At 73.6% G+C, this 16,679-nt stretch carries 15 protein-coding genes; 5 read left to right on the forward strand and 10 right to left on the reverse strand.

Annotation, left to right across the window (positions count from 1 at the left end):
- Window positions 1-11: 11 nt before the first annotated feature.
- From AGRA3207_RS03025 to AGRA3207_RS03055, 7 genes are all read right to left on the reverse strand, one after another.
- The gene (locus AGRA3207_RS03025) at window positions 12-329 is read right to left on the reverse strand and encodes a non-heme iron oxygenase ferredoxin subunit (protein ID WP_231333022.1); all 318 of its coding nucleotides are present in this window, start codon (window positions 327-329) and stop codon (window positions 12-14) included.
- Entirely contained in the window at window positions 326-1,462 is a 1,137-nt protein-coding gene (gene sufD, locus AGRA3207_RS03030; RefSeq protein ID WP_231333023.1) for a Fe-S cluster assembly protein SufD, read from the reverse strand. Before sufD ends, AGRA3207_RS03025 begins: the two co-directional genes overlap by 4 nt.
- Window positions 1,462-2,874, reverse strand: a complete 1,413-nt coding sequence (gene sufB, locus AGRA3207_RS03035) for a Fe-S cluster assembly protein SufB (RefSeq protein ID WP_231333024.1) — start codon at window positions 2,872-2,874, stop codon at window positions 1,462-1,464. Before sufB ends, sufD begins: the two co-directional genes overlap by 1 nt.
- Window positions 2,871-3,725 carry a helix-turn-helix transcriptional regulator gene (locus AGRA3207_RS03040; protein WP_420830899.1) on the reverse strand — a complete coding sequence of 285 codons (855 nt, stop codon included), beginning with the start codon at window positions 3,723-3,725 and terminating at the stop codon, window positions 2,871-2,873. Before AGRA3207_RS03040 ends, sufB begins: the two co-directional genes overlap by 4 nt.
- Before the next feature lie 145 nt (window positions 3,726-3,870).
- Window positions 3,871-4,812, reverse strand: coding sequence for a universal stress protein (locus AGRA3207_RS03045; protein WP_231333026.1), 942 nt, complete (start codon window positions 4,810-4,812; stop codon window positions 3,871-3,873).
- Window positions 4,809-6,281, reverse strand: coding sequence for an amino acid permease (locus AGRA3207_RS03050; RefSeq protein WP_231333027.1), 1,473 nt, complete (start codon window positions 6,279-6,281; stop codon window positions 4,809-4,811). The genes AGRA3207_RS03045 and AGRA3207_RS03050 overlap by 4 nt, the downstream gene beginning before the upstream one ends.
- Entirely contained in the window at window positions 6,278-7,213 is a 936-nt protein-coding gene (locus AGRA3207_RS03055; RefSeq protein ID WP_231333028.1) for a carbamate kinase, read from the reverse strand. The genes AGRA3207_RS03050 and AGRA3207_RS03055 overlap by 4 nt, the downstream gene beginning before the upstream one ends.
- Before the next feature lie 121 nt (window positions 7,214-7,334).
- On the opposite strand from AGRA3207_RS03055, the gene AGRA3207_RS03060 reads away from it, so the two are divergent.
- The 5 genes from AGRA3207_RS03060 (at window position 7,335) to polX (ending at window position 12,701) form a co-directional block, all read left to right on the forward strand.
- The gene (locus AGRA3207_RS03060; protein WP_231333029.1) at window positions 7,335-8,261 is read left to right on the forward strand and encodes an ABC transporter ATP-binding protein; all 927 of its coding nucleotides are present in this window, start codon (window positions 7,335-7,337) and stop codon (window positions 8,259-8,261) included.
- Complete coding sequence (locus tag AGRA3207_RS03065; RefSeq protein ID WP_231333030.1) at window positions 8,258-9,064, forward strand: ABC transporter permease; 807 nt, start codon at window positions 8,258-8,260, stop codon at window positions 9,062-9,064. The genes AGRA3207_RS03060 and AGRA3207_RS03065 overlap by 4 nt, the downstream gene beginning before the upstream one ends.
- Before the next feature lie 3 nt (window positions 9,065-9,067).
- Window positions 9,068-10,006: an EamA family transporter gene (locus AGRA3207_RS03070; protein ID WP_231333031.1), complete on the forward strand. Its 939-nt coding sequence runs from the start codon at window positions 9,068-9,070 to the stop codon at window positions 10,004-10,006.
- A gap of 82 nt (window positions 10,007-10,088) precedes the next feature.
- Window positions 10,089-10,928, forward strand: a complete 840-nt coding sequence (gene prcB, locus AGRA3207_RS03075) for a proteasome subunit beta (RefSeq protein WP_231333032.1) — start codon at window positions 10,089-10,091, stop codon at window positions 10,926-10,928.
- Between the two features lie 51 nt (window positions 10,929-10,979).
- Window positions 10,980-12,701, forward strand: a complete 1,722-nt coding sequence (gene polX, locus AGRA3207_RS03080; protein ID WP_231333033.1) for a DNA polymerase/3'-5' exonuclease PolX — start codon at window positions 10,980-10,982, stop codon at window positions 12,699-12,701.
- Window positions 12,702-12,759: 58 nt separating this feature from the next.
- On the opposite strand, the gene AGRA3207_RS03085 is transcribed toward polX, so the two are convergent.
- The 3 genes from AGRA3207_RS03085 to AGRA3207_RS03095 form a co-directional block, all read right to left on the reverse strand.
- On the reverse strand, window positions 12,760-13,761 hold the full coding sequence (locus tag AGRA3207_RS03085; protein ID WP_231333034.1) for a COX15/CtaA family protein: 1,002 nt from the start codon (window positions 13,759-13,761) through the stop codon (window positions 12,760-12,762).
- Window positions 13,762-13,800: 39 nt separating this feature from the next.
- Entirely contained in the window at window positions 13,801-15,012 is a 1,212-nt protein-coding gene (locus AGRA3207_RS03090) for a PrsW family intramembrane metalloprotease (protein WP_231333035.1), read from the reverse strand.
- Between the two features lie 94 nt (window positions 15,013-15,106).
- Window positions 15,107-16,114, reverse strand: a complete 1,008-nt coding sequence (locus tag AGRA3207_RS03095) for a heme o synthase (RefSeq protein WP_420830862.1) — start codon at window positions 16,112-16,114, stop codon at window positions 15,107-15,109.
- Between the last annotated feature and the right edge of the window lie 565 nt (window positions 16,115-16,679).

The raw sequence follows: 16,679 nt of genomic DNA on the forward strand, positions 1-16,679 counted from the left end.
GGTGCTGTTCCTTAGTCGTCGGAGCCGAGCGAGACGTAGACGTCGCCGTCCTCGACCTTGACCTTGTAGGTGGCGACCGGCTGCGTGGCCGGCGGGTTGGTGGGCTTGCCGGTGCGCAGGTCGAAGCAGGACCCGTGCAGCCAGCACTCGATGGTGCCGTTGTAGATCTCTCCCTCGGAGAGGGAGACCTCGGCGTGCGAGCAGATGTCGTTCAGGGCGTACAGGTCGTCGCCGCTGCGGACGATCGCGACCGGCGTGCCCTCGATCTCGACGCCGACGGCTCCGTCGGCGGGGACCTCGGCGAAGGGGCAGGCCCTGACGTAGGTCATCGGGCCGTCTCCCGGTCGAGCTCCGCCTCGATCGCCTCGCGGACCTTCTCGCGGACCTCGGCGACCTCGATGCGCTCGACGAGCTGGCCGAGGAAGCCGCGCACGACCATGCGGCGGGCCTCGTCGAAGGTGATGCCGCGGGCCTGGAGGTAGAACAGGTGCTCGTCGTCGAGCCGGCCGGACGCGGAGGCGTGCCCCGCCCCGGCGACCTCGCCGGTGAGGATCTCCAGGTTCGGCACCGAGTCGACGCGGGTCCCGTCGGTGAGGACGAGGTTGCGGTTCAGCTCGTAGGTGTCGGTGCCCTCGGCCTCCGCGCGGATGATCACGTCGCCGATCCAGACGGCGTGGGCGTCCTGGTCCTGGAGCGCTCCCCGGTAGTCCACGCGGCTGCGGCAGTTCGGCACGGCGTGGTCGACGAGGAGGCGGTGCTCCAGGTGCTGGCCGCCGTCGGCGAAGTACACCCCGTACAGCTCGGCGTCGCCGCCGGGCCCGTCGTAGGAGACCGACGGGGAGATCCGCACGAGGTCGCCGCCGAGCGTGACGTTGTGCGAGACGAACCGCGCGTCGCGGCCGAGGCGGGCGTGCTGGTGCGAGACGTGGACGCTGCCGTCGGACCAGTCCTGCAGGCTGATCACCGACAGCCGGGCGCCGTCGCCGACGACGAACTCGACGTTGTCGGCGTAGGTCGCCGGGCCGCGGTGCGCGAGCACGACGGTGGCCTCGGCGAACGGCTCCAGGATCACGGTGGTGTGCCCGTAGGCGGCGGACGAGGCGTCCTCGCCGCGCAGCCGCAGGACGGTCGGCGCCGAGGCGACGGCCTCCTTCGGGACGGTCACGACCGTCGCCTGGGTGAACGACGTCCACGCCTGGGCGCTGACGCGGTCGGCGGGCACGTAGGCCCGGCCGAGGCGGGCGTCCTCGCGGCCGACCGTCTCGACGGTCACCTCGGGCGCCGCCTCCGCCTCCAGGACGATCTTGCCGTGCGCCTCCGCAGTGCCGTTGTGCAGGCCGCGCAGGCGGCGCAGCGGGGTGAACCGCCACTCCTCCTCGCGGCCCGTGGGCACATCGAAGTCGCCCACCTCGTACGACGCCTTCTCGTGCAGCGTCGACAGGGGGATGGTGTCGAGCCCCATCAGCCGACGGCTCCTTCCATCTGCAGCTCGATGAGCCGGTTCAGCTCCAGGGCGTACTCCATCGGCAGCTCGCGCGCGATCGGCTCGACGAAGCCGCGCACGATCATCGCCATGGCCTCGTCCTCGGTGAGGCCGCGGCTCATCAGGTAGAACAGCTGGTCCTCCGAGACCTTGGAGACGGTGGCCTCGTGGCCCATCTCCACGTCGTCCTCGCGGACGTCCACGTAGGGGTAGGTGTCGGACCGGCTGATCTGGTCGACCAGCAGCGCGTCGCACTTGACGGTGGACTTGCTGTGCTCGGCGCCCTCCTGGATCTGCACCAGGCCCCGGTAGGACGTGCGGCCGCCGCCCCGCGCCACCGACTTGGACACGATGGTGGAGGAGGTGTTGGGCGCCGCGTGCACCATCTTGGCGCCGGCGTCCTGGTGCTGGTCCTCACCGGCGAACGCGATCGACAGGGTCTCGCCCTTGGCGTGCTCGCCCAGCAGGTACACCGCCGGGTACTTCATGGTGACCTTGGAGCCGATGTTGCCGTCGATCCACTCCATGGTGGCGCCCTCGTAGGCGACGGCGCGCTTGGTCACCAGGTTGTAGACGTTGTTCGACCAGTTCTGGATGGTCGTGTAGCGGACGCGGGCGTCCTTCTTCACGACGATCTCCACGACGGCCGAGTGCAGCGAGTCCGACTTGTAGATCGGGGCGGTACAGCCCTCGACGTAGTGGACGTAGGAGCCCTCGTCGGCGATGATCAGAGTCCGCTCGAACTGGCCCATGTTCTCGGTGTTGATCCGGAAGTAGGCCTGGAGCGGGATCTCCACGTGCACGCCCGGCGGGACGTAGATGAACGAGCCGCCCGACCAGACGGCGGTGTTCAGCGCGGCGAACTTGTTGTCGCCGACCGGGATCACCGAGCCGAAGTACTCCTGGAAGATCTCCGGGTGCTCCTTCAGGCCGGTGTCGGTGTCGAGGAAGATGACGCCCTTCTCCTCAAGGTCCTCGCGGATCTTGTGGTAGACGACCTCGGACTCGTACTGGGCCGCGACGCCGGCGATGAGGCGCTGCTTCTCCGCCTCGGGGATGCCGAGCTTGTCGTAGGTGTTCTTGATGTCCTCCGGGAGGTCCTCCCAGGACGCCGCCTGCTTCTCGGTGGAGCGGACGAAGTACTTGATGTTGTCGAAGTCGATCGCCGACAGGTCGGAGCCCCACGTGGGCATCGGCTTCTTGTCGAACAGGCGCAGGCCCTTCAGGCGCAGGTCGAGCATCCAGTCCGGCTCGCCCTTCTTGCCTGAGATGTCGCGGACGACGTCCTCGTTCAGGCCGCGCCGCGCGGAGGCCCCGGCGACGTCGGAGTCGGCCCAGCCGAACCTGTACCTGTCGAGCCCCTCCAGCTCGGGGTGGGCTGCCGTAGTCATAGGGGTGTCCTCCCGGACTCCTCGTCAGTGTTCAGTGTCGTTTCGGGGGACCGCTCCCCCGCGTCCCCCCGCGGGGTGACGCCTCCCGCCCCCGGCCCGCACAGCGAGCGCGAGCTGACGTGGGTGGTGCAGATGCCGTCGCCGTGGGCGATGGTGGCCAGCCGCTGCACCGGGGTGCCCAGCAGCCTGCTGAACGCCTCGGTCTCGGCCTCGCACAGCTGCGGGAACTCGGCGGCGACGTGCGCGACCGGGCAGTGGTGCTGGCAGAGCTGCTCGCCGGAGCCCTGCGGCGCCTTGGCGGCCGCCGCCGCGTAGCCGTCGCCCGACAGCGCCTCGGCGAGGGTGCGGACCCGCTGGTGGGGCGGGGCCGCCTGCACGACCGGGCGGTAGCGCCGTTCCAGGTCGGCGATCTGCCGCCGCGCGAACTCGGCGACCGCGTGGTCGCCGGCCGTCTCGGCGAGGAAGCGCAGGGCGCTGGTGGCGAGGTCGTCGTAGGCGTGCACGAACGCGCTGCGCCCGGCGTCGGTGATCGCGAACCACTTGGCGGGACGGCCCCGGCCGCGCCGCGTCTGGGTGGGCCGGGCCCGGCGGACCTCGATCATGCCCTCGGCCAGCAGGGCGTCCAGGTGCCTGCGGACCGCGGCGGGCGTGAGGCCCACGCGCTCCCCTAGAGTGGACGCGGTGACCGGGCCGTGCTCCAGGATCAGCCGGGCGACGCGGGCGCGGGTGTCGCGCTCGGCGTTGCCTCCGGACAGGGCCGGGCCCGTGAGGGCGTCGCCCGGATGGGCTCCGCCACCCTGGGAACCGCCCTGGGGACCGCCCGTACCGCCGTGAGCAGCGGAGGACGGCATGCCGGACGGCCGCACGGCGGCGGCCCTGGCACTCGTCTCGTCCTCGCTCACGTTTTTCACAACATCAGTGTGCCGTAATTCCTTCCCCCGAAACAGCGGAATGCCGATGTCTTGCCTCACGCAGGTAAGCCTTACCTAATTTTTGTTAGCGACCGGCCGACGCCTCCGGGCGCGGCGCCGCGCCACGCGGCAGGACCAGCACCGGGCACGGCGACGCCCGGACGATCTTGCCGGAGCCCTCGCCGAGGAAGACCTTGCGGAGCGGGCCGTCGTGACCGGACATGCAGGCGAGGATCTCCCCGGGCGGCATGTCCAGGCCCGCGACGGTCGTGGCGATGCCGGTCCCGGCGGCGGTCTCGGTCACCACGTCGGTCCCGTCGGTGAACAGGGCGGCGGCCTGCGCGAGGTCCTCCTGCGCCTGCGTGAGCTGCCGGGCCAGCAGCTCGTCGGCGTCGCGGAGCCGCGCGGCCAGGCCAGGCGGCCTCAGCACCAGCGTGACCAGCCGTACCGGCAGCCCCAGCCGCCTCGCGATGCCGGCCGCCGCGGCGAGCGGCCCGCCGGCGTCCTGGCGGCGCCAGTGGGCGTGCCAGTAGGCGACCGTCAGCCGCGAGAACCGGGGCGGCGCCTCGGCGGCGTACCCGCGGGGCGCCAGCAGCACGGGCACGGGCGAGCCGTGCAGGAGCTGGTCGGCGGTGCTGCCGATGGCGATCCGGCCGCGCCGCCCGCGCGGCGCGGAGCCGATCACGATCAGGTCGGCTCCGGTGTCCGCGGCGACCTCGATGAGTCCCCGCCCGCTGCCCCGGTGGGCGTGCACGCGCAGCGCCGCGTCCTCCGGGGGCACGCCCAGCCCGCCGAGCAGCCCGGCCGCGCGGGCGAGCGCGGCGTCCGACCGCTCCCGCAGGTAGGCCACCCACTCGGCGTCCACGGAGCCGGGCCCGCGCGTGCGCCAGCCCGGCGGATGGACGTTGGCCACGGTCAGCCGCCCGCCGGCGGCCCGGACCACCAGCGCGCCCAGGGCGAGGGCGTCGCCGCCGCGCTCGTCGGGCGAGTAGCCCACGAGGACGTGCATGCCGCCCGGGTCGCTCATGCGGTCCCCCTCCCGGCGCCGTCCGACCCGCCGTCCGCCGCGAGCCGTGAATGGCGGCGGCCGTAGAGGAAGTAGACGGCCAGCCCGGCGAGCGTCCACAGCAGGAACACCAGCCAGGTCACCCCGCCGAGGCCGACCATGAGGTACACGCAGAACCCGACCCCGAGCAGCGGGGTCAGCGGGTAGAGCGGCGTGCGGAAGCTGCGGGGCAGATCGGGCCTGGTCCGGCGCAGGACGATGACGCCCACGCTGACCAGCGCGAACGCGAACAGGGTGCCGATGCTGGTGGCGTCCACGAGCCGGCCGAGCGGGACGAGCGCGGCCAGCGCGGCGATGAACACCGCGACGATGAGGGTGTTGGCGACGGGGACGGCGCGCCGGGGGCTGACCTTCTGGAATACGTCCGGGACGAGCCCGTCGCGCGACATGGCGAACAGGATGCGGGTCTGCCCGTACATGACCGTGAGCACGACGCTGGCGATGGCGACCACGGCGCCGAGGGAGAGGATCATGGACGGCCAGGACCGCCCGGTCGCCTCGTCCAGCACCTGCGCCAGGGACGCCTCCGAGCCGCTCAGCTCGAACCGCTTCCAGTTCATCGCGCCGACGGCGGCGAGCCCGACGAGCACGTAGACGGCGGTCACGATGGCCAGCGACAGCACGATCGCCAGCGGCAGGTCGCGCCGGGGGTTGCGCGCCTCCTCGCCCGCGGTGGAGGCGGCGTCGAAGCCGATGTAGGAAAAGAACACCTTGGAGCCCGCGGCGCTGATCCCGGCCCAGCCCATCGGCGCGAACGGGGTGAGGTTCCCGCCCTCGAACGCGGTGAAGGCCACCGCGCAGAAGAACAGCAGGACGCCGATCTTGAGGAACACCATGATCGTGTTGGCGGTGGCGCTCTCGGACGTGCCGCGCAGCAGCAGCAGCGTGGCGATCAGCACCACGGCCACGGCGGGGAGGTTGACGATCCCGCCGTCCTCGCCCGGGGAGTTGCTGATCCCGGCGGGCATCGTGAAGTGGAACGCGCTGGAGAAGAACTCGTTGAGGTAGGACCCCCAGCCGACCGCGACCGCCGACACCGAGACGGCGTACTCCAGCAGCAGGCACCAGCCGCACACCCACGCGACCAGCTCGCCCAGGGTGGCGTAGGCGTAGGAGTAGGACGAGCCGGACACCGGGATCGTCCCGGCCAGCTCGGCGTAGGACAGGGCCGAGAACAGCGCGGTGACCGCCGCGAGGGCGAACGCCAGCACGACCGCCGGGCCCGCCTTCGGCACCGCCTCCCCCAGCACGACGAAGATGCCGGTGCCGAGCGTCGCGCCGACGCTGAACAGCGTGAGCTGGAGCAGGCTCATGGTCCGCTTCAGCTCGCCGCCCTCGCCGTGCCCGCCCTCGGCGACGATCCGGTCGACGGGCTTGGTCCGGAACAGGCCCCGCAGGGAGCCCGGGCCCGCCCCCGCCGCCGTGGTCACAGCGTGCTGGCCAGCGGCCAGGTCGCATTCGGCGTGACGATCGTCCCGGCCGTCCCCTCCAAAATCTGGAGGCACTGGCCGAGCGTCCCGATCGCGGCCATGTCGCCGGTCCGCTCGACGAACCCCGCCGCGGCCTCGACCTTCGGCCCCATCGACCCCGCGGGGAACTTCTCGTCGCGCAGCTCGTAGGGGGTGGTGTGGCCGATCCCCTCCTGCCGGGGCGTGCCGAAGTTCCGCATCACCTGCGGGACGTCGGTGAGGATCAGCAGCGCGTCCGCCTCCAGCGCCTCGGCCAGGATCGACGCGGTGAGGTCCTTGTCGATCACCGCCTCGACGCCCTCCAGCTGCCCGACGTCGTTGCGGAACACCGGGATCCCGCCGCCGCCCGCGCACACCACGACCGCCCCGGCGCCGACGAGCTGCCTGATCAGCCGGGTCTCGATCACCCGCTGCGGCCGCGGCGAGGGGACCACCCGGCGCCAGCTGTCCCCGTCCTGCGCGATCGCCCAGCCGTACCGGGCGGCCAGCCGCTCGGCCTCCTCGTGCGGGTAGACCCGGCCGACGAACTTGGCAGGGTCCTCGAACGCCGGGTCGACCGCCGAGACGAGCGTCTGGTTGATCATCGCGACCACCTGGCGCCCGGGCAGCGCGTTCTGCAGCGCCTGGAGCATCCAGTAGCCGATCATGCCCTGGGTCTCGGCGCCGATGGTGTCCAGCGGGTAGGGCCTGGTGAGGTCGGGGTCGTTGACGCTCTCCAGCGCCAGCACCCCGACCTGCGGCCCGTTGCCGTGGGTGAGGATCAGCTCGTGCCGCTCGGCGAGCGGCGCGAGCGCGCGCACCGCCTTCATGACGTTGGCCCGCTGGAGATCGGCGTCGGGCGTGTCCCCTCGTTCGACCAGCGCGTTGCCGCCGAGCGCGACCAGTACACGCATCCCGTCCCGCCCTCCCGCTCCGCCCGTACGGGCGGTGAGCTACCCGGCGCCCGGCCCGCGGAAACGCGCGGGGGCGGCGCCGGGCGCGGAACGGGCCAGGCCCGGACCTAGACTCGTCTGCATGACACCCCCCGGAGACGGCGCGGTCGAGCTGGCCTCGCTCGTCAAGCGCTACGGCACGGTGACGGCCGTGGACGGCCTGTCGCTCAGCGCCGCCCGGGGCGCCGTCACCGCCCTGCTCGGGCCCAATGGGGCCGGCAAGACCACCACGATCGAGATCTGCGAGGGCTTCCGGCGCCCCGACGCCGGGTCCGTGCGCGTGCTCGGCCTGGACCCGGTCGCCGACGCTCGGGCGCTGAAGCCCCGCGTGGGCGTGATGCCGCAGACGGGCGGCGTTCCGGGCACGGCGCGGGCCGCGGAGTTCCTCCGGCTCGTCGCCTCGTTCCACTCCTCCCCCCTCGACCCGGACGCGCTGCTCGCGCGGCTCGGCCTCACCGAGCACGCCCGCACCCCGTTCCGGCGCCTGTCGGGCGGGCAGCAGCAGCGGCTGTCCCTGGCGGTCGCCGTGGTCGGGCGGCCCGAGCTGGTGTTCCTCGACGAGCCAACCACCGGGCTCGACCCGCAGGCCAGGCACGCCACCTGGGAGCTGATCGAGGCGCTGCGCGCCGCGGGCGTGTCGGTGGTGCTCACCACGCACAACATGGAGGAGGCCGAACGCCTCGCCGACCGGGTGGTCATCGTCGACCGCGGCACCGTCGTGGCCGAGGACGCCCCCGCCGGGCTCACCGGCGCCGAGCGGCAGCTGCGCTTCCGCGCCCGTCCCGCGCTCGGCCTGGAGGAGCTGCTGGCGGCGCTGCCCGCGGGGAGCGCCGCCAAGGAGTCGCCCGCCGGGCACTACGTGATCGAGGCGGACGTGCGGCCCGAGCTGCTGGCCACCGTCACCGCCTGGTGCGCCTCCCACGGCGTCCTGACCGAGGACCTGCGGATCGAGCGCCGCACCCTGGAGGACGTCTTCCTGGAGCTGACCGGACGGGAGCTGCGCCCATGACCGCCACGACACCGCGCCGCGCGGGCCCCTCGGCGGCGGACCCGCTGGACCTCACCCCCGCGCCGGGCGCCGCCCCGCTGCCGCGGATGGTGCTGTCGCAGGCCGGCTACGAGCTCCGGACGCTGCTGCGCAACGGCGAGCAGCTCCTCCTCACGCTGATCATCCCGGTGGTGCTGCTCACGCTGTTCAGCGCCACGTCCCTGCTGGACCTCGGCGCCGGCCGCCGCGTCGACTTCCTCACCCCCGGGATCCTCGCGCTGGCGGTGATGTCCACCGCCTTCACCGGGCAGGCGATCGGGACGGGCTTCGAGCGGCGCTACGGCGTGCTCAAGCGGCTCGGCGCCACGCCGCTGCCGCGCGGCGGCCTCATCGCCGCCAAGACCCTCACCGTCCTCGCGGTCGAGGCCCTCCAGGCGGTGGTGGTCTGCGCGGTCGCGCTGGCGCTCGGCTGGCACCCGCACGGCGACCCGGTGTCGGCGCTCGCGCTGATCCTGCTCGGCACCGCCGCGTTCAGCGGGTTCGGGCTGCTGATGGCCGGGACGCTGCGCGCCGAGGCCACCCTCGCCGCCGCCAACCTCGTGTACGTCCTGCTGCTGGCCGCGGGCGGCGTGGTGTTCCCGCTGGAGGAGTTCCCGGGCGGGGTGCGGCACGTCCTGGAGCTGCTGCCCGTGTCGGCGCTGGCCGACGGGCTGCGGCGGGTCCTGCAGGACGGCGCCGCGTTCCCGGGGGGGCCGCTGGTGATCCTGGCCGTCTGGGCCGTCGCGGGCCTCGCGCTCGCGGCCCGGTTCTTCGAGTGGGAGTGACCGGTGGCACTCGCTGAGGCGCCCGGGCCGTCCCCCGGCGGCGCCGCCCGTGCGGCGGGAGGCGGCCGGGCGCTGTCGCTCGGCTCGGTGCCGCCGCCCGCGCTGATCCTGATCGGCATCGTCTCGGTCCAGGTCGGCGCGGGCCTCGCCAAGCACCTGTTCGACCGGCTGCCGCCGAGCGCCGTCGTGACGATCCGGCTGCTCACCTCGGCGATCGTGCTGGCGTTCGTCGCCCGCCGGGCGCTGCGGACGGTGCTGCGCGACCACTCCCGCTCCAGCCTCGCCGTCGCGGGCGGGTTCGGGCTGGCGCTGGCGCTGATGAACTTCTCGATCTACCAGTCGTTCTCCCGTATCCCGCTCGGCGTCGCGGTGACGATCGAGTTCCTCGGGCCGCTGCTGGTCGCCATCGTCGCGTCCCGCCGCCCGCGCGACCTGATCTGGGCGGTGCTGGCGGGCGCGGGCGTCGTCCTGCTGGCCCGGGGCGGCGGGGACGCCGACCTCGCCGGGATCGGCTTCGCGCTGCTGGCGGGGGCGTGCTGGGCCGCCTACATCCTGCTCACCGCCGCCACCGGACGGCGGTTCTCCGGCTCCACCGGCCTCGCCCTGGCCAGCGTCGTCGGGACGGCCGTGGTGCTGCCGCTCGGCGCCGCGTCCGGCGGCGCCGCGTTCCTCGACCCGGAGCTGCTGCTGATCGGCGTCGGCGTCGGGCTGCTGTCCTCGGTGATCCCCTATTCGCTGGAGCTGGAGGCGCTGCGGCGGATGCCCGCCCGGGTGTTCGGCATCCTGATGAGCATGGAGCCCGCGGTCGCGGCGCTGGCCGGCGTGGTGATCCTCGGCGAGGTCCTCAGCGGGCGGCAGTGGATCGCGATCGGCTGCGTGATCGTGGCGTGCGCGGGCGCCACCCGCGGGCAGAAGGACCCGCCCGAGGCACCCGAGGCCTGACCGGCGCTCCGCCGGGTCGCGACCGCCCTCGGCGGCGTGCAAGGATCGGTACGGACGATCGCCGACAGGGAGAGGAGCCGCCGTGACCGGCCGGACCGAGGACCAGGGAGTGCCGCCCGAGTTCTTCGAGGCGGGATCGGCGTCGTTCGTCGACCTCCTGCGCGTCCACTCCCCCGACCTGCTGCCGGTCAACCGGGTGCCGGACGCCGGGACCGTCCCCGAGCTGCCGCATGGCACGACCGTCCTGGCGCTGACGTTCCCGGGCGGGGTCATGATGGCCGGGGACCGCCGCGCCACCCAGGGCAACCGCATCGCCTACCGGGAGCTGGAGAAGGTCCAGCGCGGCGACGAGTACTCGGCCGTGGCGTTCGCGGGCACCGTCGGCCTCGCCCTGGAGATGGTGCGCCTCTTCCAGGTCGAACTGGAGCACTACGAGAAGATGGAGACCGTGCCGCTGTCGCTGCCGGGCAAGGCCCGCCGCCTCGGCGCCGTCATCCAGGCCAACCTCGCGCAGGCGCTCCAGGGCCTCGCCGTCGTCCCGCTGTTCGCCGGATACGAGCCGGGCGCCGACACCGGGCGGATCTTCACCTACGACATCACCGGCGCCCCGCAGGAGGCCCGCGGCTTCCACGCCGACGGCTCCGGCTCCCCGTACGCGCTGGGCGCCCTGAAGAAGCTCTACCGGCCGGACCTGTCGATCCGGGACGCCGCCACCGTCTGCGTCCAGGCCCTCTACGACGCCGCCGACGACGACAGTGCCACCGGCGGGCCGGACCCGGCGCGGCGCATCTACCCGACGATCGCCGTCGTCACCGAGGACGGCTACCGCGCCCTGCCCGCCGACGAGGTCGCCGCCGTCGCCGGCGAGGTGCTGGAGGGACGGCTGGCCGCGCCCGGCGGCCCGGTCGCGCCGCTGCGCTGAGCGTCCCGCCGGTCCCCGGCGGCGTCGGACCCGGCTCGTAGACTCGCCGGTATGGCACGGGCGAACGACGAGGCGGCGGCCCTCATCCAGGAACTGGCGGACCTGCTCTCGATCACGGGCGGCGACGCGTTCAAGATCAGGGCGTACGAGAAGGCCGCGCGGGCCGTCGCCGGGCACCCCGACGACATCACCGGCCTCGACCTCGCCGGGCTCCGCGCGATCCCCTCGGTCGGCGACGCCATCGCCAAGAAGATCCTCGACTACACGGCCACGGGCACGATCCGGCAGGTCGAGGAACTGCGCCTGCAGATCCCCGCGGGGGTGCGGGCCCTCACCGCCATCCCGACGCTCGGCCCGAAGAAGGCCCTGGCCGTCTACGAGCAGCTCGGCATCTCCTCGGTGGACGAGCTGGCCGCCGCCATCGCCGAGGGCCGGCTCGCCGGCCTCAAGGGCTTCGGCGCCAAGACCGAGGAGAACATCCTGCGCGGCATCGGGCTGATGCGCGACGCCGGCGAGCGCGTCCTGGTCGACGCGGCCGCGGGCGTCGCCGACGAGGTCGTCGCCGCGCTGTCCCGGCTGCCGCAGGTGGAGCGCTGCGCGCACGCCGGGTCGCTGCGCCGGATGCGCGAGACGATCGGGGACGTCGACGTCCTCGCCGCGTCCCGCGATCCCCGCCCGGTCATGGAGGCGTTCACCGCGCTGCCGTTCGCCGCCGAGGTCGTCGCGGGAGGCGACAAGAAGACCTCGATCCGCACGTCCACGGGCCTCCAGGTCGACCTGCGGGTCGTGCCGCCCGAGTCGTGGGGCGCGGCCCTCCAGTATTTCACCGGCTCCCAGGCCCACAACATCCGCACCCGCGAGATCGCGGTCAAGGCCGGCCTCAAGCTGTCGGAGTACGGCCTGTTCCACGCCGGATCCGGCGAGCTGGTCGTCTCCGAGACCGAGGAGGAGGTCTACGGGCGGCTCGGCCTGCCCTGGATCCACCCCGCCCTCCGCGAGGACACCGGCGAGATCGAGGCCGCGCTCGGCGACGCCCTCCCCTCCCTGGTCACCGTCGAGGACCTGCGGGGCGACCTGCACAGCCACACCGACCTGACCGACGGCGTCGCGACGCTGGAGCAGATGGCCGACGCCGCGGCGGCCCGCGGCCTGGAGTACTACGCGATCACCGACCACGCGCCGGACCTGGTCATGCAGCGCATGACCGACGAGAAGATGCTCGCCCAGCGCGACCGGATCGCCGCGCTCCAGGAGCACTATCCCGGGCTGGTGCTCCTCCACGGCACCGAGCTGAACATCGGCCCCGACGGCGGCGTCGACTGGGACGCCGGCTTCCTGTCCGCGTTCGACGTCTGCGTCGCCTCCGTCCACTCCCACTTCACGCAGGACCGGCGGGACATGACCCGGCGCCTCGTCCGCGCCTGCGAGAACCCGCACGTCCACGTCATCGGGCACCCCACCGCCCGCAGCATCGGCCGCCGCGCGCCGGTGGACGCCGACTGGGACGAGGTCTTCCGCGCCGCCGCCCGCACCGGCACCGCCATGGAGATCGACTCGTTCCCCGACCGGCTCGACCTGCCCGCCGACCTGGTCCGCCGGGCCAAGCGGCTCGGGGTCGTGTTCGCGATCGACACCGACGCCCACTCCGTCGGCCATCACGCCAACATCCGCTACGGCGTGGGCACCGCCCAGCGGGGCTGGCTGACCCCCGACGACGTCATCAACACCTGGCCCCTGCCGCGCCTCCGCGAGTTCCTCCAGAAGAAGCCCTGAGCCACCGGACGCGGCGCAGATCCCCGGTCCGGCCCCCGTGGGAGGCGGTCCAGGGGCGTCAGGCGGGCTGAGGCGCCTCGGCCGCCGCAGGACCGGGCGCGGGCGACGCGGTCACCGGCGCGGGCCCCCGGTCCCGCAGGGCGCAGACGAGGCGCCACGCGGCGATCCACATGAGGACGGAGCCGAGCATGTGCAGCACCACCAGCGGCCCCGGCACACCCATGAAGTACTGGATGTAGCCCACCGCCCCCTGGGCGAGTTCCAGGGCGATCAGCTCGTGGACGCGGCGGCGCGCGGCCGGCGGCGCGCCCACACGGTGGAGCGCGGCGGCGGTGAGGACCGTCAGGGCGACCGCGGCCCAGGCAAGGACGCTGTGCACGCGGGTGACGTCCTCGATGTTGAAACCCCAGCGGCGGGACTCGGCGTCCCCCGCGTGCGGGCCGGTGCCGGTGACGACCGTGCCCGTCACGAGGACGGCGCCGCAGGCGGCCACGAGCCCGGCGGCCAGGCGGCGGACGGGACGCGGGACGAGCGGCCGGGGCGGCGCGTCGCCCTCCCCGGCGCGGACCCACAGGACGACGCAGAAGACCAGCAGGGCGGGCGAGACGAGGAAATGCAGGGACACCGACGCCGGGTGCAGCTCCGTGAGGACGACGATGCCGCCGATCACGGCCTGGGCGACGACGCTCATCGGCTGGGCCAGCGCCCACCGGACCAGGTCGCGGCGGCGGGGCCGCAGGCGCAGCGCGGCGGCGAACACCAGCACGCCGACCGCCAGCACGACGAACGTGAGCATCCGGTTGCCGAACTCGATCGCCATGTTCAGCGCCGGGTGCTCCGGGCTGTGCGTCGGGACGAGGCTGTCCCCGGTGCAGCGGGGCCAATCGGGGCAGCCGAGCCCCGACTTGGTGACCCGGACGGCACCGCCGGTCGCGACGATCGCCGCGTTGCCGATGACGCCGAGCAGCGCCAGGAACCGCAGCGACCCGGCGGTGGGACGCCAGACGGCGTCGCGCGCCCGGGTCAGCGGGTTCGGGGATCGTTCGGCCACGGGGACCATCGTATGGCCGGGTGCCCGCCGCCGGGATCCGGCCCCCGGTCACACGCCATAGGGCCCCGGGGCCTGCGGCGGGAGGAACCCGGACGGCCCGTCCGGCGCCCACGGCGGGCCCTGCCGCGCCTGCGGCGGGGTGCGCAGGAACGCCTGCCTGGCCAGCGCCATCAGGCCGAGCAGGGCCTCGCGGCGGGCGGCGAACCAGTGCGGTTCGGCGACGCCCCGGTCGGCGCGCTTGTGCAGCAGCGCCAGCTCGGTCGCGGCGAGCTGGTAGTCGACCATCGCGCGCCCGGCGGGCGCGCCGCCGACCGAGCGCGCCCAGCGGCGGGCGGCCCGCCGGGACGGGATCGAGCGCAGCATCCGCACGTCCTGCGGCGTCACCAGCCCGGTGCCCGCGTACATCGGCAGGTACGCCTCGATCCGCCGGACGGTGTTGCGGCGCTCCACCGCGACGATCACGATCAGCGCGACGAGGACGCAGAAGTCCAGGACGTACACGACGCCGAGGCCGCCGAGGCCGAACGTGGTGGCGCCGTTCCACAGCCCGTGCAGCAGCATCGCGCCGAGCAGGCCGAGGACGGGCGCGAGGACCTGCCCCCTGCGGTGCGTCGCGGCGTAGGCGACGCCGAGGCCGGTCATCGCCGTGAACAGCGGGTGGCTGAGCGGCGCGATCAGCCCGCGCAGGACGAACACCGACGTGAGCTGCTGCGCGCCGCCGTCGTCGAAGGCCCGCATGTAATAGGTGATGTTCTCCATCATGGCGAAGCCCAGCCCGACCATCGCGGCGTAGATCAGCCCGTCGGCGAAGCCGTCGATCTCGTTGCGGCGGAACCACAGCAGGCCGAACAGCACGGCGCCCTTCAGCGACTCCTCGATCAGCGGGGCGCCGAAGGTGGCGCTGACGAAGTGCCCCTTCTGCTCGCCGAAGATCGGCACGGTCACGTACAGCAGGCCGAGGGTGTTGAGCACCAGGGCCCCGAGGACGGCGACGCCCGCGCCCCACATGAACGAGAAGACCAGGGCGCGCGGCGGCTCGGGCTCCAGCCGGTCCAGCATGAGCGCGAGCGCGATCAGCAGCGGGATCGGGATGATCGCGAGGAGCGCCCCCACCCAGAACCCGGCGCCGCCGTAGAGCGCGTCGATGCCGAGCGCGACCACCGCGCAGAAGCCGGAGACGGTCAGTCCCGCGATGAGGGCGACCGGGGGCCGGCCCGGGATCCGCCCCTCCAGCACCGCCTTGGGATCGACACGCGCCATGACGCGAGCGTATCGGGCACGTCGGGCGGAGCGCGAAGCGCGTCCCGTCACGGAGGGGGACAGGACGGTGGCGGCCGGGGCAGGCCGGGCGGGCTCAGTGGAGCAGCGGGTCGACGGCGACCGCCGTGAACAGCAACGCGAGGTAGACGTTGGAGAGGTGGAAGAAGCGCATCGGCCGCAGGTGGACACCGGTCACCCCGGCGCGGACCGCCCTCAGCAGCCGGTGGCCCTCGGCGAGGAACACCAGCCCGAGGACGACGGCGACGGCGCCGTACACCGGTCCCATCCCGGCCACCGGCCACAGCAGCAGCGAGCAGGCCACGGTCGCGTAGGTGTAGGCGAGGCTCTCGGTGACGACGCGGCGCTCCCCGGCGACGACCGGCAGCATCGGGACCTTGGCGACCGCGTAGTCCTCGCGGTAGCGCATGGCGAGCGTCCAGGTGTGCGGCGGCGTCCACAGGAACACGACGCCGAACAGCACGAACGGGGTCCACGCGACGCCGCCGGTGACCGCCGCCCAGCCGATGAGCACGGGCATGCACCCGGCGATGCCCCCCCACACCACGTTCTGGGAGGTGCGCCGCTTCAGCAGCAGCGAGTAGACGAAGACGTAGAACAGGATCGCGAACAGCGAGCCCGCCGCGGCGAGCGGGTTCACCGTGACGAGGAACCCGGCGGTGGACAGCGCGGCGAGCGTGATCCCGAAGATCAGGGCGCGGGCGGGGGTGACCTGGTGGCGGGCCAGCGGGCGGCGCCGGGTGCGGCGCATCTTGGCGTCGATGTCGCGGTCGATGTAGCAGTTGACCGCGTTGGCGGCACCGGCCGACATCGTCCCGAACGCCAGCGTCAGCAGGACGGTGGACAGCCGCGGGACGCCGCGCTCGGCCAGGAACATCACCGGGATCGTGGTGATCAGGAGCAGCTCGATCACGCGCGGCTTGGTCAGCGCCACGTAGGCCCGCAGGCTCGCGCCGAGCGCCCGCGCGCCGCCGAGGGACCGCCCGGCGGCCACCGGGCCGGCCACCGGTTCGAGGGGGGCCACGGGCACCTCCGGCACCTGCTCGTCGAGCTCGACCCCGCGCTTGTTACTGAGCACCGTCACAATCGGGTCCACGTCCAACTAGGGATGGGAAATCGCGCGCCGCCTCGGTGGTGCCCCCCGCGATCCGGGCCGGCCTCGGCTTGGGTGCGACTTCGGCTTGGTGAAGATACCGCGGCGGCTGCCGTCAGCCGCGCAATCACTGTAGACCGACCCCTCCGCGGGTCGCTCACCGGGTCGCCGGCAGGCCCGCGCAGGCGGGGCGCGGACGGAGGTTAGCGGCACGCCGATCGGGCAGGGTGTCGGAGCGGCGCGGACCGCCGGTCACGCTCCTGCCTGCGGCGGGCCGCCCGCGCGATAGGGTCGCGGAGGGCGCGGCACGATCTTTCGTCGGCCATGCGGACGATGGTCGGAAGGGGCCCGAGGGGAAGACGCACGGCGGGGCCGGGCGTTACGACCATGGGGCCTCCGCGGAAGGCGCGCCCGCGTCCGCGGCGGGCACATCACTGGCAAGTGGCATCGCTGACAAGTGGTTCCAGAGAGCGGTTCGAGAGGAGCCTGGCGTTCCGTGAGTGGGGACAACAGCACGTTTGAATGGTCCGACCTGGACCGGCGGGCGGTGGACGTG

Origin of the sequence: Actinomadura graeca, from assembly GCF_019175365.1 — a bacterium.
Lineage (GTDB): Bacteria > Actinomycetota > Actinomycetes > Streptosporangiales > Streptosporangiaceae > Spirillospora > Spirillospora graeca.

Excerpts from the sequence above, each read along its gene's own strand:
- AGRA3207_RS03025 (WP_231333022.1), bottom strand. The coding sequence starts at position 329 with ATGACCTACGTCAGGGCCTGCCCCTTCGCCGAGGTCCCCGCCGACGGA.
- sufD (WP_231333023.1), bottom strand. The coding sequence starts at position 1,462 with ATGGGGCTCGACACCATCCCCCTGTCGACGCTGCACGAGAAGGCGTCG.
- sufB (WP_231333024.1), bottom strand. The coding sequence starts at position 2,874 with ATGACTACGGCAGCCCACCCCGAGCTGGAGGGGCTCGACAGGTACAGG.
- AGRA3207_RS03040 (WP_420830899.1), bottom strand. The coding sequence starts at position 3,725 with ATGCCGTCCTCCGCTGCTCACGGCGGTACGGGCGGTCCCCAGGGCGGT.
- AGRA3207_RS03045 (WP_231333026.1), bottom strand. The coding sequence starts at position 4,812 with ATGAGCGACCCGGGCGGCATGCACGTCCTCGTGGGCTACTCGCCCGAC.
- AGRA3207_RS03055 (WP_231333028.1), bottom strand. The coding sequence starts at position 7,213 with ATGCGTGTACTGGTCGCGCTCGGCGGCAACGCGCTGGTCGAACGAGGG.
- AGRA3207_RS03060 (WP_231333029.1), top strand. The coding sequence starts at position 7,335 with ATGACACCCCCCGGAGACGGCGCGGTCGAGCTGGCCTCGCTCGTCAAG.
- AGRA3207_RS03065 (WP_231333030.1), top strand. The coding sequence starts at position 8,258 with ATGACCGCCACGACACCGCGCCGCGCGGGCCCCTCGGCGGCGGACCCG.
- polX (WP_231333033.1), top strand. The coding sequence starts at position 10,980 with ATGGCACGGGCGAACGACGAGGCGGCGGCCCTCATCCAGGAACTGGCG.
- AGRA3207_RS03085 (WP_231333034.1), bottom strand. The coding sequence starts at position 13,761 with ATGGTCCCCGTGGCCGAACGATCCCCGAACCCGCTGACCCGGGCGCGC.
- AGRA3207_RS03090 (WP_231333035.1), bottom strand. The coding sequence starts at position 15,012 with ATGGCGCGTGTCGATCCCAAGGCGGTGCTGGAGGGGCGGATCCCGGGC.